The following is a 15,520-nucleotide window of genomic DNA, read 5'->3' as shown; positions in this document are numbered from 1 at the left end:
GCATAGTTCTATTGGCTTATCAAAGATTGATCTATATAAAGATCAATAATCACTTAAACAAATCAAACTTTTGCTATATTTATTTGCCAAGCCTTTTATGATGAGCATACACAATATAAATAGAGGATCCAGACATTATCGTATTCCGACTGGTTTTGAAGAGGCAGACTTATGGGCTCCGACGGTGGACAACGGTACAGCGAAAAATTTTGATATGATTCAAATTCGAACAGCGATTTTATTGGTATATTTTCTACTGAAGCTACAGCAAGTATATCCACAATCTAAAAAGATACAGGGTAATACAGCTACAATTGATATTCAGCAAGAATCGCTGTCAAAGAAATTAATACTTTCAGATCTAAGACAATCCAATCATGAATTTGCATTTAGATTTTGGGGTCGCGGACAGACAGTTGATATCACTGCAGACAGTACGCGCATTATAGGTACAGTAACGAACTATATATATCATCAAAAAAAATCTGCTGATTACAGAACAGATACCTTATTCAAAAAAACTTCCCTTTCGCCTGGTCAGGCAAAGACCGCTTATGAACTTTTTCTGAATCTTAAGTTGCTAAATATACCTACAGCCGAAAAAATAAAAGGATGGAGCGAGGGGGTTGACGGTATAACCTATACTATAGAACAATCAGACAAAGAGAATTACAGTACAAAAAGCTATTGGACACCCTCCATTCAAGATGGGCTGCCGGAAGCAAGAGCAATTTCGGATTTCGTGAATAGCTTATCGGATACGCTAAAACTAGAAGAATCCTTCCAGTCGTTCAAAAACACCTTACCTCGTAAAGGGTGTTATCATACTGGCGGATTAGCATTCACGTGTTATGTTTCGAACAGCTTTTGGGCAGGCTATAGTGCCGCGACAAAAATGCCCTATGGTTTTTATACCGGTTATAATACAGGATATATAGGAGGAACAAAAGTAAACATGGGAGCATCGCTGCAATATAATTTCAATACGAATGGATTTTACCATTTGAACGCCGTCCTAGCTAAGGCTAAAATCTTGTATGATAAGGCTACTCTCTCTGATTATATCGCCTATAGGTATCAGAAGAGAAAGATCAATATAAGAAATGCTAACGAAAAGTTTGAAAACCATCAACTCATGTATGGATTGCAGCTTAGAAACAATTTTAACGTTGGCGGCGGTATAGATTATCTGAGGAATGAAGGTAATGTAGGCGCTATCTACCTCTCTGCATCAAAATGGTTTACAAAGCCTAATATCAATACCGGATTATCGGCTTCCTTATTTGAAGGTCAGACGAATTATAAAATCGACCTGTCAAAGTCTATCTATTTTAACACTAGATTTTTTGTAAAGGGATTGTCGCTTGGTGTCAGCTATGAAGATTTTATGCGTTATACAGATGTGTATTTTAATCTCGCACTGTTGTTATAGAGATTATCATCGCTTTTTCATCCTCATTGTCGACCGCTCTTTTTATTTGTTTTTTGCCCTTAATAAATGGCTCAGAATACAAACAAGATGCTATGCATTCTATCTGCAGTTCTATTTCTTATCCTATGCCAAGTCGATCGAAGAACAATTCTGTTAGATTCGTAAGACTGCAAATGATTAAAATTCAGGTAAGAATGAAATAGAAGTGCATCAATCGTAAGGTCAGCCAATAAAGAAAAAAATAACCAAAAAATATAAAGCTATGCAAAAGATAATTCCAAACCTATGGTTTGACAGCAACGCACAGGAAGCCGCAGAGTATTACTTATCGGTTTTCAAAGATGGCAAGATCATCAATATTACGTATTACCCAAATTCAGAAAACGAAGGACTGGCGGATTTCCAGAAGGATTTTGCCGGAAAAGTGCTGACCGTAGAATTCGAGATTCTGGGAATGCGTTTCATCGGGATCAATGCCGGACCAGTATTCAAATTTAACGAGGCCATTTCGCTGATGATCCCCTGTAAAGACCAAGCTGAAATAGACTACTATTGGGAAGCACTTACATCGGATGGAGGACAAGAGAGCGTCTGTGGATGGCTGAAAGACAAATATGGGTTAAGCTGGCAGGTTTGTCCTGAAAATTGGGAGGAACTCAACAAAAGACCCGGCGCATTCAAAAAAATGATGGGAATGAAAAAGATCATTATTGCCGATTTCTAAGACACTGTCCCATAAAGGTACCCTCGGGAGATATTTATATTTCGTTATTATCGAAATAGATTTTTATATTAGATACAAAAGCAACTTTGTCTGAGTTTGAAAACTGAGCCCGATACTATACTATAGAGAGATATGACTTTTTTAAACGATTCCATGACATCAATATACCGGAATATCAATTGTTGACTTATTGTCTGCAGACAGGGTCATTTAAGAGAGGTGACTTTATTACAGTTCCGGGACAGGAAATTCCTGAAAATTATACAACACCTACGACAGGAAATCAACACAAGAACAAGTTTAATTAATATTAATAATGACTAAGAAATGATAACAAAGGATGAAATTTTAAATCTCGAAAACACACTTTACGGGGCTATCAAAAATAATGATACGGAAATACTCGACAACCTATTGCATGCTGATTTACTTTTTGTACTTCCCAGTGGTCAGACAATAACTAAGGAAATAGATTTGCAAACCTACCGCGAAGGAAATTTAAAAATCGAGGAACTCATTCCTAAAGTAGAACAACTGAATATCATAGAGGATTTGGCTGTCATTACTTTGCAGATGGGGTTAAAAGGAAATTATAATAGTGAGCCTTTTGAAGCTAATTATAGATATATCCGTTTTTGGAAAAAGTTTCCTGAAGGCCTAAAAGTAGTTGGCGGAAGCGGAATGGCTATTTAGTGTATTTATTTCGTTTACAGCCAAGGTGGAAAACCTTCCCCGAACAGCATCTTAGTACCTGAATAATATAGTTTCGCCCCAACTCATCAAGCGAATAGTTTAAAAATTGAAAGTCGTCTGGTCTAGACTCTACATGTAACTGTGGAAGGTCAACATGGTCAATTGTCGCTGATGTGCTCAAAAGAATGGAAAACCTATTAGAAACCATACTTACAACAAAAAAAAACGTAGTTAATAATGTAAATCACAAAAAACAACATAAAACAAAAAAAAGGTTTTCAAACGGGGAGAATGAAAACCTTAAATAACCAATTATAAACCTAATAAGGTATTCCAAAAATACGATTAAAATACATCTAAACCAAAAATAACACAAAAAAACTTAATAAAAACACATATTAACAAAACAAATAGAAAGAAATGCGCTAAATAAAAATTAAAAAATCACAAATAAACAATAAAAATAATAAAAACTACAAAATAACCTCTATAAAAAAAGATAATACCCATCAAAACATGACCTTATACCTGTAAAAATTAAAATTTAACACATAAATCTAGATTTTTTTTAGATTTTCAAGTTTAGCTACAGCCACAACTCATGGTGCTACCTTGCCTTACAGCACTCGGCTCGCCTGTCCGTTAGGATACGCATCGGCTGGATATCACATTGTTCATAGATGGGAAGTACCCTGTCGTTGAGCATACGGCTAATTCAAAAAAATACTAATTTTATATAATAAACGGCAAAGAGATGCATAAAGCTGACAAAATAACCTTACCTGAAAATTTCAGTCAAAATAATAAGCTACCAATTCGCATCGTAGCCCCAAATTTTGGACATCTGGGTGCAGATGAAGTAAAAAAATACGGAATGACCCAACGGCTTCCCTACTATTTTTTTCTGTTTGTACTCGATGGCTCTACACGGTATAGTGTTGATCTGGAGGAGGTAACCGTAAATAAAGGAGAGCTGTTCTTCTCCCTTCCGTACCAGGCCCAGCAATCACCATCGATGCACAGTAGAGACTATTATAAACTGGGATTTGATAATGAATGTCTTTCGCTCCTTCCAAGGCAATACCCTTTTTTGCTTAATCCGTTAAACAAACGAAAGATACTCTTTACCGGTGAAGCGGCTATCAGGCTGACGGCCATCTTTAAAATACTGTTGTCTTTGCTAAAACACCCTGATGCCGATCCTAGGCTTATACTTGCGCATCTTAACTGTCTTTTGATGGAAGTCGATATTTCCTATTTTTTGGGGCATAGCAAGCCTACAGACACAACACGTTCAAAATTTACTGAGTTTAAAATTTTCGTCGAAAACAATCTTACTGCCCATCCGAGCATCAAAGAAATAGCAGAAAAGCTTGCGATGAGCACTGACAGTCTGTACCAGATTGTAAAACAGCATTCAGGTCTTTCTCCTAAAGAATATATGATGGAGAGGTTGATACAGGAAGCCAGACGTCATCTATACTACGGGAAAAGGTTGTCTGTAAAGGAACTGGCTTTTGAATTAGGCTTCAACGATCCTGCTTATTTTTCCCGCCTCTTCAAAAAAGCAACAGGCAAAACTGTCCTGCAGTTTTTTCAGGATTTGTCCTGAAGATATCGCTTTTAATCCTATCTCCTTATAAATGCGCTACCGATCTTTGTTCATATATAATTAGAAATATTATGGACAGAAAAACGGAAAAAATATTAGTGACCGGTGCGACCGGTCTTGTAGGGTCACGGCTTTTACCAAGACTTGTTGAGGCCGGTTATGACTGCACGGCATTGGTGCGGGGCAGCAAAAGCGCACCTGAGGGCAGCAAGACCTTGGAGGGCGATCTATTTGATATACCCTCGCTAATAAAGGCTGTCGACGGAAAGACTGCAATCATTCATCTGGCGGCTGTGTTTCGTTCCGAGGACACCAATCTGATACTGAAAAGTAATTTAGAAGGAACTCGAAATCTTATCGATGCTGCAAAGAGCCATTCTCCAGGTGTACGCTTTATAATGGCGAGTACTTCACATGTCTACAGCCCCGATACACCCAATCCGGGAACCGAAGAAGACATCGTAGCACCTGAACACGCCTATCCAGCCAGTAAAGTTGCAGCTGAAAATGTGCTCAGGGAGTCTGGATTGAACTGGTCCGTGCTGCGATTTCCATTTGTATATGGAGATGGTGATGGACACTTGCAAATGTTACCAAAGCATGTAAAAGCTGCGGGATGGCATCCTGCCATGAAAATTAGCACAATACATCACCGCGATCTTGCCCTCGCTGTAAAAATGGCCTTGGAAGGTCTTATGGACCGACGCATTGTCAATATTTCTGATGATGGTCCAACCTCCCTTTATCAACTTTTACAGCTAGTCGGAGAAAAGATGGATCCATCAGCAGATCCGCTTGAAAATCCCTGGTATCTACATTCCGATGCAAGTCTTGCCCGCAGTCTTGGCTTTATACCCTCAATAGGGACTGTATATCAGGCAGCCCGTGAAAATTTGTTGTAGAAGCCACGACGTCATACGATACCGCATACATTCCGCTGTTGCCTTAAAACCTGTACCGAAGTGCGATCTGGCGCCAGATAGCTGCCGCCAGATCCTGGTCTTCATCATGCTGAAATGGCCACTTACCGTCTTTCTTTATAAGTTTCTGCATCATACCATCCAGCAACATCTGGAATTCATGCATATCTTTATCCACCTGCATATTATATCCTACGGATACACCCTAATCATAGGAATTTTAGCCGAAAAAAAAAGATCACAGATTTTCTAATGTTCCAAAAGTCCTTTCAACACTTTTTTTCCATTTTCGTTATCAGGATTGAGTTCTATCGACTTTCGATACATTTTGATGGCTTCTTGTTTTTCTCCGTTTGCCAGAAGTGCTTCCGCATAACTATCATAGGCGTTCCAGCTGTTGGGAAACAGTTCGACATTCGTTTTTAATGTCTCAACAGCCTGGTTGTAGAAATGGGTCTCCGGCAAATGATAAGGATTAGTATTCCCCATAAAATCATACCCCAGTGTATTCATTTCATGCTCAGTCAGGTAATAATTAAGCGTATCTTTTCTTAAGCTTTCCAAGGTCACCCTTGCTTCTGTTGTGCCAATGTTGAGTAAAATGTTTCCATAAATTTTGGCAATACTCTTTTTGGGTGTATCCACCTTTTTGTCGTTTAAAAGCATCATCACCTTTGTAGCATTTTCGTGGGCATTGAAATGAGCATTATCAAACAGGATAACGGTTTGATGTTTGGTGATGTTTCTGAGAATATTGGAACTCAAACCCATCGCTGCCCCACTGTGGTACACCAATTTTCCCATTGTCGAATCTTTTTCTATTTCCCAGCCTAATCCGAATTCATCGGGATTATTTTCGCCGTTATTTAATTTTACCGGAACAAATGCTTCTTCCAGAGTCTCTGGTTTTAGCAAAGTGTTATTATAAAGCGCTTTGTCAAATTTCCAAAGGTCCCGGATCGTACTTACATAATCAGCAAATCCTCTAAACCCATAAGAACGCCAGTATTGTCTCACATAAGGGATTGAACTGGATTTAACAGGCTTATCGTCATAAAAATGAAGATAGACGTGAGGAAATGCAAAATTTTTTATGTCGGCTCTGTTGAATTGCTCCGGTAAGGGAAAAAGCACGGTTTCTTTCATCCCCGCCGGTCTAAGGATATTACTTTCAATGTATTTTTCATAGGACATTCTCGAGACCTTTTCAACAATCAGAGCCAGGATAAGGTAATTGATATTATCATAATTTCCTTTTTCGCCCGGTTGATACACAAGCGGTTGTCTGTTTGCAATAACTCCCGGAAGAAAGTCTTCGTTGGTGAAAACTTTATCCGGATTTTCTTTTTTCTCTTTGTCAAAAAAAGCATTGTAAGGCGGAAGTCCAGAGGTATGCGAAAGCAAATGCGTGATCTTTATTTCCGGATAAGGAAACCCCGGCAGATACTTCGTAACGGGATCTGTTATATTCAGCGAGCCCTTCTCCTTGAGCTGAAGAATAGCCGTTGCTGTAAATATTTTTGAGATACTGGCAATGGGAAAAGTAATGTCAGGTGTATTTGGCGCTTTGCTGATGTGATCTGCAAACCCGAACGATCTTTCATACACAATCTTGTTGTCATCAACTACTAAAACATTACCGCTGAATTGTTGGTTTTTGACCAATGCATCGAAATAATCATCAATTATTTTTTCTTTTGATTGCCCAAAAGTTTTTACCAATAAAAAAAGAAGGACGCCGGTTAAAAACAGTTTTTTATGCATATCCACAGTATGTTGTATTATTGTATATCCTGATATTTTTGATAAGAATCATAGCGAATAATAAAGCCTATCCAAATGACAAGCAATACCCAAATTAAGATCAATTCTGTCTGATGAAGGCCCTGTCTGAAAAAGTTATTGAGCGAATGAAATCCGGCTACAGCCAGTAATGAATAGGTCTTACTGTAGACTTTACCAATTCCCCAGGTGCCTAAAAACAAGATGCCGAGAAAAATCATATTGGAAGCAATGAATTCTAAATTCAGATGCCAGATAAACCACAAAACAGCAATAATGATGATGCTTTGAGATTTTGGTAGATCTTTTAATTGTTCCTGCAAAAATCCGCGCCAACCGACCTCTTCCAATAAGCCATAGACCAGAACCGTGAAAAGCAGTACAAAGGGAAATTGTCCCTGCTGCAGATAGCTGACTGTCCCAATGAGAGCGACCGGCAAGATCCAGAAAACGAGCAAAGGCAAAAACAAATTTCGGTAATTTCCTTTCAGGGAAAGCCTGAAAGGAATATTAAACCATCTAAGCGAAACCAGTGCACCAATAGCAGGACCAATTCCCCGGAGTAAAATTTTTATAAATTCATTGTCACTAAAATCAAACAGATGGGTTTTCACCGCCAAAAAGCGAAACAGAACGGCAATAGTATAAAAAACGATAATGCTCACAAGTCCTTTTCTTTCTTTCATATTTTTGAATTAGATCATCCAAAATTAGTGAGCTGAAAGTGAAATCCACTTGACGATGGGTAAGTTTTATTTCCCGGTAACTCTTTTTCTGAGGCGGCTTAGGCTTTCCGCAGTTAATCCCAGGTAAGAAGCGATTATTTTGAGCGGCGTACGCTGGAAAATTTCAGGACGCTGGCTGATCAGATTGAGATAACGATCTTCCGGACTAAGTGTCAAAAGGTCGATCTGATCCTGTTGCTTTCTTAGGAATAATATTTCGGAAACCGCTTTTCCGATCCGTAATCCTGTTTCATTACGAGCATAAAGCTCATTGAGATCAGGATAGCTGATCGACCATAAAGTACAGTCTTCCAATGCCTGTGTTTTAATAGCGGAAGGTTGCTGCCTGAGGAAAGAAAGATAATCGCTCATAAAATTGTTTTCATACAACAAGTTGATGCAGATATCTTTTTTCCCGTTCCAGACAAATAGACCAACAGAACCTTTGGCTACAATATTCAAATATTTTTCTACACTCTGATAGTCTTTTATTATTTCATTTTTCTGAAATTCTCTGACCGTTATTTTTTCCGAAAAACGCTCCCAGATATAGAGCTCAGCTTCATAAAAGGGAGAAAAAACCTGTTGGATATCTTGTGGTGTAGGCATTGGCAGAATTTACGATAATGGCCGTTAATTATTTCAAATATAAGAAAGTAACCTTAATACATGGCAATATAGTCGTAATAATAATAATTAAAGCTTCCAACCGTAGCGAACATAGCCCGAGGTGCTTATCTATTGCGAAAAACCGGACCTCCAGACATGTACAAAATGATGGACATATTTTACGTGACCTTTCCATTCCCCAGATTGCAGCGGAACTTAGTTTCAGTGATCAGTCTTTTTTTGGCAAATTCTTTAAGAAGAAAATGAAAGTGTCTCCTAAAATTTTTAGAGTTATCCTATTGTTTTCCATGCGCTTCATTTAATTTAGAAGCCTGAAACCATTGCCCTTTGTCCAAAAGAAATTTTTAAAAAAAACAGATTATTTTTTAAATTTAGGCACACTGACTATCGTACATAAGCCAGTCGTATAGACAATATACTATTGATGTAAAGTATCAAAATAATGCGGAAACCTACAGAAATCATAAGTATCCTCCTGTGTTGTCTTTGCAGTTGTTCGCCGGTAAATAATCCGTATAAACATACAAGTAACATGGCATCACAGGCAACCCAAAAAGTAAATCCTTTGAAATCAAGACGTTATTACAGGTACTGAACTACGCACAAAGATCAAGATCGTTTCCTCATCTACTGCTTACCGCAAAAAGCATTTTAAAAAAAATGAAACACAAAAAAGATAATACTTAAATAAACATGAAGAAAAAATTAGTAGCAACATTTTTTACTCTGCTTTCCTTCAGCGGCTTTGCCCAGGAAAAGGTAAATTTTACGGAGAAATTTCAACAGGAAAACCGCGGAAAATACAAAATAGAAATCAATGAGGTCAAGGAACTGATGCATATCATGATTGCAATCACAGCTTCGGGGAAAGAGAATGATGACATGATCGAACAGAAAGGACAATATTACAAAGACGTGCGTGCATATTTTGAACCTTTTGAGCATGAGAAGATCATCAGAACGTTAGATTCGGTGTTGGTCTCCTCAATGTATAGCTATGTTTTTCTGACCGGAAATGCGATCTCGTACGACTTTAAAGGCGACAGACTGGTTAAGAGTGAGATCTTCGATTTTCCCGCAAACGGAGTAGCAAACGTTAAAATTCAGCAAAACCCAATTACAACATATAAAAAGGAAATAGAAGATTTCGCAAAAAAGTCGAAATTCAGAAAATTCTATGCAGATCACAAGAAGTTTTACGCCGGAATTATTGCTGAATATCAACAGAAAGCAAACTTGGGCAAACAGTGGAAATGGCTGGAAGAGAATTTTGTGACCAAAAAAGACAGTTACATTATTTTTTGCTCCCCTTTGATCAACGGATATAACTTTACAGGGCAGTTCAAGAATAACAATTTTACGCTGATCCACATGAGTCTTCCCCCAGTTGATAATAATCCCGACCTTACGCCGCTCGAAAATGAATTGTTGAACACAAGGGTAATGTTCACGGAAATCGACCACAATTATGTCGGCGCCCCGACGGATGCGAACAAAGACCTGATCAACAAGATTTTTGCTGACCGAAAAAAATGGGTGGATACCCAGGCCAGAGGAACGGCCGCCTATCCGAATCCTGTCAATGTTTTTAATGAATACATGACTTATGGTGTTTTTGTCCTATACTGTAAAGACCACTACGATCAAACTACCACTGACAAGGTGAATAATGATATCACCCTGCAAATGACTAGCAGGGGTTTTACAAAAATGCAGGTTTTTACTGAAAATCTGCTGAAAGTGCGCGCAGAACATCCCGATAAAAAAATTGACGATCTGTATGTCCAACTTTTGAACAAGTTTACCGAGTAATCAGGTAATTTACCAACAAAAAAGAGATTTGGGGAGTCGATAAGTCCCTGGTTCAGTAGGCTCGCTTCCCTAAATCTCTTTTTTTGAAAGAGTTGATCAACCCGCTAAACTAGCATGAAAAAGGTTGAAATTATTTAACCTGTTGTATCTGGATATTTCTGAATACACGTTCCAGTTCTTTATGGAGGTTGTCACCCCGAAGCCCGGATGCTATTATTTTTCCGGAAGGATCGATCAAAAAATTAGCGGGTATTGCCTTGATTAAATATGATCGGCTGGCAGAATTTTCCCAGCCTTTTAAATCCGAAACTTGCGTCCAAGGCAAATGATCTTGTTCAATCGCCTTTAACCACGCTTCCCGCTTTTCATCTACAGAAACAGATAGTATTTCAAGACCTTTTTTATGAAAATCGTTATAGGCCTTTAGGACATGTGGATTTTCGGCGCGACAGGGTACACACCAACTCGCCCAAAAATCAACAAATACGTACTTTCCCCGGTAGTCGGAAAGGCGTACTAGCTGTCCATCTTTGTCAGGCTGTACGAAATCAATGGCCATCGTTCCCGGTGCTATTTTCAACCGACTACGTTGTTCATTAATTTCGGCATAGATGGTCTGTGCAAGGAAAGATGAACGGAGAACCGGATCCATTCGGCCCAGTTCAGCTTCAAACTTATTCAATCCAGCTTCATCCGTAGGAATAATCATGCTCTTATATCGCAACGTCGCAAAACTGTTCGGATTTGCTGCTATCCAATCGTTAATATCTTTTGTATAAAGTTCCAGCGCATTCCTATTTGCATTTGTTAAAGCCCGCATCTGAGCGGTATCGCGGCGTTTTTCGGCTTCTATATAGGCTTCTCTAATTTGATCTCTTCCGGATCGTTTCATAGCACCTTCAAACAGATCCTCATTTTCTTCATGTACTTTAGAACCTGTTATTTTCAAATTTTTTACATAATCATGGGTAGACTTGTCCCAAGTTGCACGCAAGTTAATCTTGGCATTCTCTAAAAATAACTTCATTGTAGCTGGGTATTTACGTCCAGGTACAATGATATATATGTTTACCATACAAGGCTCGTCCACCCTGCCTCTGAATGTAAACTTACCGTCTTTCATGAGTACTGAATCGGTATGCAACTCGTGATCTCTGACTACAGAAGACAGATAAACATATTGCTTGCCCTGCGGCATACGATCAATTTGTCCATGAATGACATAACGATCTTTTTTTTCCTTTTGAGCGAAACCCAAAAAGGGTAATAAAAGTACGATCTGGATTAACAATATTTTTATTTTCATATACGTATTATGAATGATGATGTTATCTATTATTATTTTTACTTACAATTTTCAGCCGCTGGCTCAATTTTCGAAAAAATATATTTCCAGCCGGCTACACACTATGCAGAATAGCCAGTACCTAAAGTATTCTCTTCTCCTGACCGGAAGGGCAAGAACTGTCGATAGTTAAATCCAAAACAGAGGCTCCTAAAGGATTTTAGGAGCCTCTATTTATTTTAACTCTTTCGTGCAAACTCAATCATGGCAGAAAGTTCCTTCACAGCGGTCGCCTCATCGCCTGCAAAGCCCGATGTCTCGAATCGGATACGTCCCTGAGGATCGATGATTACTTTTGTTGGAATGCCGTCTACTTTGTACGCTTGCGCCACCGCACTCTCCTTACTTGATGGATCACGTAGATCCATCAACACCTCGAAACTGTACTTATTGTCAGTGACATACTTCTTGGCATTTGCCGTAGCATCTCCCCCTCCTCGTTCCCAGGTGTGTATGAACAAAAAGCGAACGTCTTTGTCGTCTTTGTATAGATCTACCGCTTTCTGCATAGCTGGAAAGGACGCCTTGCATGGACCGCACCAAGTAGCCCAAAAATCGAGCACGACGACTTTTCCGCGGAGATCAGCCAGTCTCAAAGTGTTGCCATTCACGTCCTTCAATTCAAAGTCCGGCGCATCTTTGGACACCAGCTTTTTCAACATTTGGGCTTCAGCATGTGCAAGTTTAGCCTGATCCAAAGAAGCTTTATAGGTTTCGTAACCTTCCAACGATCCTTTGCGATCGGAATATCCTTTTTGGAGCAGATCGACGGTTACGACACCAGCAGAACCTTTGACGTAATCCTCTTCGAGATACGGAAGAGCGTCCGCATATTTGTTATTTGCCAGCAAGGCCTTTAAGTAAGCGCCATCTATAATCTCCAGATTGGCCTGCTCCATTGGCAATTTTTGCATCAACTCCTGTCTTACCGCCGCAAGCAGCTGCAAGCTTTCGGGTGCTCTTTCTGCTCTTCCTAAAGCATCGGCATAGCTGCTAAGCAAAATATAATACGCCAGCTCTCCCCGACGACGCCGTTCCTTTCGGATCTGTTCTGTTTCTCCTTCCTCCGGTTTGGAAAGGTCTGATCTATGGTAGGCAAGCCCTCCCTCCAACAATGGCAGCGCGGCCTTTGGATTGCTCCTGCTCAAGATTTGCGCACAGTTGGACAAAACCCATGCTTTATTCAAATGGTTGCCGTTTCTATCCAGAGCCCTATCCGCATAAGAAGTAGCATACTCGATCATCTTTTCAGTATTCCCCTCGGCGGCATACGCATTGGCCATATTGTACACTTCAAAACTTACTGGAGCATTGGGATGTTCCTTCAAAAGGGCCTGAAATTGAAAATCGCGTTCGGCAAGCGACTTAATGGTACTAATTTTTTTTAACTTGTCCTGAATGGCAAGTTGGCCGTTCGGAAAATCTCTGATAACAGCCTGCTGAACCAAGTTTATCTTCTCTTCGTTTTGCTGTCCATAATAATACCAGTAGGCCAGCATTCTATCGGATTCTTCTTTACTACGCTCCAATTTTTTTAAAGCAGACTGCAGTGATCTGGTGTCTTTAATCTCTTTCAAAGCGGTAAGACGCTCTTGTATGGTCGATACGTTTTTCTCTTGTGCCTGCACTGTATATAGAAGTGCGATCAAGCCCAGTGTAATGCTGATTTTTTTCATGGTTTTATTTATAATTTATATGGATAATATGGCCAAGATTGCCAAAAACCTTTTTGGGGGATGCATCAACAAATTGACCTAAATCGTTTATATCAAAAAGGTTAAGGATACCAGAAGTACCGTCTAGGGTCGCTACGGCAAGCGTTCTACCCGTTTTTCGGTTTATCTCGATATCAGTAATCGTTTGAGCGCCCGGAAAGCTATATAGTAACTCAGCCGTATTAGCCACGATATTGTATAGATAGATTTTGTTGCCTACTGCATAATACATATGCTGAAATAAGCCTGATGCCGCAAATAATTTTGCTTTGCTGAAATCGGGACATTGACTGTCTATCACCTTCTGGAACAAACTCGGATCTGAATCATTTATACTCGCCACGTAACGGCCTTCATTGTCCTGCATTACAAAATAAAACACAGCAGAACTATAACTAGCCCTTCCCTTTTCGGCAGCTATCATCGTCTTGCCGACATTTGACATATTGAATATACTGAGTGTGCTGTTCGATCCGTTCGACGCTACAGTGAGCGCTCTCTCAAAAGCTAGAGCAACCAGAAACCGTTTGTATTTATTGTCGTAAAAGAAAGTCCGATAGGAGTTTGAGGAGATGACCGCTGGAAACAAGTCGTAATCACCGCCAAGTCCAGGCGTATATGGCTTTAATATATCCTCTGGATAGAAGTCCCCCATACCGACATGTAACTCTCCTTTATTAATAAAATACTGATCTATACCACCTAGTCCACTATCCCAAGCTATCCCATCGTAACCGCTTGGAGACATAAAAACTTCCTCGCTCTTGCCCGTCAATTTGAACGTATTTGGATCAAAGCGAAATACTTCTGTTTCGGTAAAGCTGGCTATTGAAGCATATTTAGCCCGATAAGGTATTTGGGTATAAAATGTAGCCTTTAGGTTTTCTGGGAAGGACAGATTATTTGCCTGCCCTACCGGATCTGGATACACCACATCGTCAGCCCGTATAAAGGTAAGTTTACCTTTGCCTCCTCGATTATGAGAAACCAGCCAACCTTCATAAAAGGCGCCATTTACATTTAAAAATAGCTGCTTGTTAAATTCTAGGCCGTTATCGAGATCAGTTACCGTATATTGAATATTATACTGTTGAGGAGGCAAATTGATGATCGTATCCAAATCTTTTTTATCCGACAATATGTAGATGGCTTCATTGGTCATTGCTTTCCAGCGATAGGCATATCGCCCCGTTTTCCCCGGCGGAACAGTTAGCGTAACAGGGATATGTATTTTTTCCAGTTGTACGACGTCGTATTCGCTCTTGTCCATCAGAATTTTGACTTCACCAAGTGGCGTTATGCTAAAATCCTGTTCAAATGAGGAGCACCCCTGCATAAGTAAAGCTATCAGACCAAGTCCTAAGTAGTCTATAGTATATTTTAAGAATCTATTTCCTTTCATTATGTGCTGAATTTAAAAAGTTACGCGTTGTCCAAATTCATCGATCAAGGGACCGTTCGTCGCTTCATATTTTGCTAAAGCATTGCGTAGAATAACGGGATAGGTATACGATCCATAGGCACCTATAGCATCATATGAAAAATCAGAGATTCCCAATACACTAATCATAAAACGTATACGTGTCGCCGAAAATGAGCCAAAGTAGTATTCCGCATCATCCCAATAAACTGGTCTTTCAGGTTTGTTGGACACCCAGACCTTGTACGAATTAATGGCTTTGGTGCCATCGATTACCTGTCCTATACCACCCGGTAAAAAATCGCCTGATGCTGCGACTTCGGCCACAATTCGTAAAGCTTGTGTTTCCATTTTGGGTGTATTGATTAATATGACCGGATAGTTAATGGTAATAGAATCTGCTGGAAGTACTACCTCCGGAAAAAGAAAATCCTCGCCCAAAACAGCTGTGGTACCCGCACCTGGTTGAACCTTAATGGTTCTAGCTCGATCGTGGGTTCTGCCCTGGATACGCATTTTTAGGTATATGGTATCACGCTCTTTTTTCACGGGGTCAAAAGCGAAGGTATAACTGGTCGAGTCAACATCATACTCACCGATAAAGAATGAAATACGCTCTTCGCCCTCGAATAGGATTGTATCCTGTTTCTTACAGGCCATCAATGCGAGCAGCAGTCCGGCAAAAATAAAATATTGTATTGTTTTCATAG

The 15,520-nt window shown here is 39.6% G+C and carries 14 protein-coding genes; 6 read left to right on the top strand and 8 right to left on the bottom strand.

Annotated elements, in window-relative coordinates:
* Positions 1-97 precede the first annotated feature (97 nt).
* The 5 genes from K7A41_RS21675 (at position 98) to K7A41_RS21655 (ending at position 5,363) form a co-directional block, all read left to right on the top strand.
* On the top strand, positions 98-1,432 hold the full coding sequence (locus tag K7A41_RS21675; protein ID WP_265715509.1) for a hypothetical protein: 1,335 nt from the start codon (positions 98-100) through the stop codon (positions 1,430-1,432).
* Between the two features lie 262 nt (positions 1,433-1,694).
* Positions 1,695-2,156: a VOC family protein gene (locus K7A41_RS21670; protein WP_265715508.1), complete on the top strand. Its 462-nt coding sequence runs from the start codon at positions 1,695-1,697 to the stop codon at positions 2,154-2,156.
* Between the two features lie 327 nt (positions 2,157-2,483).
* Positions 2,484-2,849 (top strand): nuclear transport factor 2 family protein, encoded by a 366-nt coding sequence (locus K7A41_RS21665; RefSeq protein ID WP_265715507.1) that lies wholly within the window; start codon positions 2,484-2,486, stop codon positions 2,847-2,849.
* A gap of 754 nt (positions 2,850-3,603) precedes the next feature.
* The gene (locus tag K7A41_RS21660) at positions 3,604-4,461 is read left to right on the top strand and encodes a helix-turn-helix domain-containing protein (RefSeq protein WP_265715506.1); all 858 of its coding nucleotides are present in this window, start codon (positions 3,604-3,606) and stop codon (positions 4,459-4,461) included.
* 71 nt (positions 4,462-4,532) lie between these two features.
* The gene (locus K7A41_RS21655; RefSeq protein ID WP_265715505.1) at positions 4,533-5,363 is read left to right on the top strand and encodes an NAD-dependent epimerase/dehydratase family protein; all 831 of its coding nucleotides are present in this window, start codon (positions 4,533-4,535) and stop codon (positions 5,361-5,363) included.
* A 43-nt stretch (positions 5,364-5,406) separates the two neighbouring features.
* Here the strand turns inward: K7A41_RS21655 and K7A41_RS21650 are convergent, their stop codons facing one another.
* The 4 genes from K7A41_RS21650 to K7A41_RS21635 form a co-directional block, all read right to left on the bottom strand.
* On the bottom strand, positions 5,407-5,565 hold the full coding sequence (locus tag K7A41_RS21650) for a hypothetical protein (protein WP_265715504.1): 159 nt from the start codon (positions 5,563-5,565) through the stop codon (positions 5,407-5,409).
* Between the two features lie 65 nt (positions 5,566-5,630).
* Positions 5,631-7,145, bottom strand: a complete 1,515-nt coding sequence (locus K7A41_RS21645; RefSeq protein ID WP_265715503.1) for a serine hydrolase — start codon at positions 7,143-7,145, stop codon at positions 5,631-5,633.
* 17 nt (positions 7,146-7,162) lie between these two features.
* Positions 7,163-7,849, bottom strand: a complete 687-nt coding sequence (locus K7A41_RS21640) for a CPBP family intramembrane glutamic endopeptidase (RefSeq protein ID WP_265715502.1) — start codon at positions 7,847-7,849, stop codon at positions 7,163-7,165.
* Between the two features lie 66 nt (positions 7,850-7,915).
* Positions 7,916-8,497 carry a Crp/Fnr family transcriptional regulator gene (locus K7A41_RS21635; RefSeq protein ID WP_265715501.1) on the bottom strand — a complete coding sequence of 194 codons (582 nt, stop codon included), beginning with the start codon at positions 8,495-8,497 and terminating at the stop codon, positions 7,916-7,918.
* A gap of 714 nt (positions 8,498-9,211) precedes the next feature.
* Between K7A41_RS21635 and K7A41_RS21630 the strand changes: the two genes are divergently transcribed.
* On the top strand, positions 9,212-10,330 hold the full coding sequence (locus K7A41_RS21630; protein WP_265715500.1) for a DUF4932 domain-containing protein: 1,119 nt from the start codon (positions 9,212-9,214) through the stop codon (positions 10,328-10,330).
* Between the two features lie 130 nt (positions 10,331-10,460).
* Here K7A41_RS21630 and K7A41_RS21625 read toward each other — a convergent pair whose 3' ends face one another.
* The 4 genes from K7A41_RS21625 to K7A41_RS21610 form a co-directional block, all read right to left on the bottom strand.
* A complete protein-coding gene (locus K7A41_RS21625; protein WP_265715498.1) occupies positions 10,461-11,636 on the bottom strand; it encodes a TlpA disulfide reductase family protein in 1,176 nt (391 codons plus the stop codon).
* Between the two features lie 218 nt (positions 11,637-11,854).
* Entirely contained in the window at positions 11,855-13,351 is a 1,497-nt protein-coding gene (locus tag K7A41_RS21620; protein WP_265715497.1) for a TlpA family protein disulfide reductase, read from the bottom strand.
* Between the two features lie 4 nt (positions 13,352-13,355).
* Positions 13,356-14,792, bottom strand: coding sequence for a PKD-like family lipoprotein (locus tag K7A41_RS21615; RefSeq protein ID WP_265715495.1), 1,437 nt, complete (start codon positions 14,790-14,792; stop codon positions 13,356-13,358).
* A 12-nt stretch (positions 14,793-14,804) separates the two neighbouring features.
* A complete protein-coding gene (locus tag K7A41_RS21610; RefSeq protein ID WP_265715494.1) occupies positions 14,805-15,518 on the bottom strand; it encodes a DUF4843 domain-containing protein in 714 nt (237 codons plus the stop codon).
* Positions 15,519-15,520: the final 2 nt, after the last annotated feature.

It is taken from the genome of Sphingobacterium sp. InxBP1, from assembly GCF_026191775.1.
GTDB classification, from domain to species: Bacteria; Bacteroidota; Bacteroidia; order Sphingobacteriales; family Sphingobacteriaceae; genus Sphingobacterium; species Sphingobacterium thalpophilum.
The sequence above is the reverse complement of the archived record's forward strand: the minus strand, read 5'-3'. Positions and strand labels throughout refer to the sequence as shown.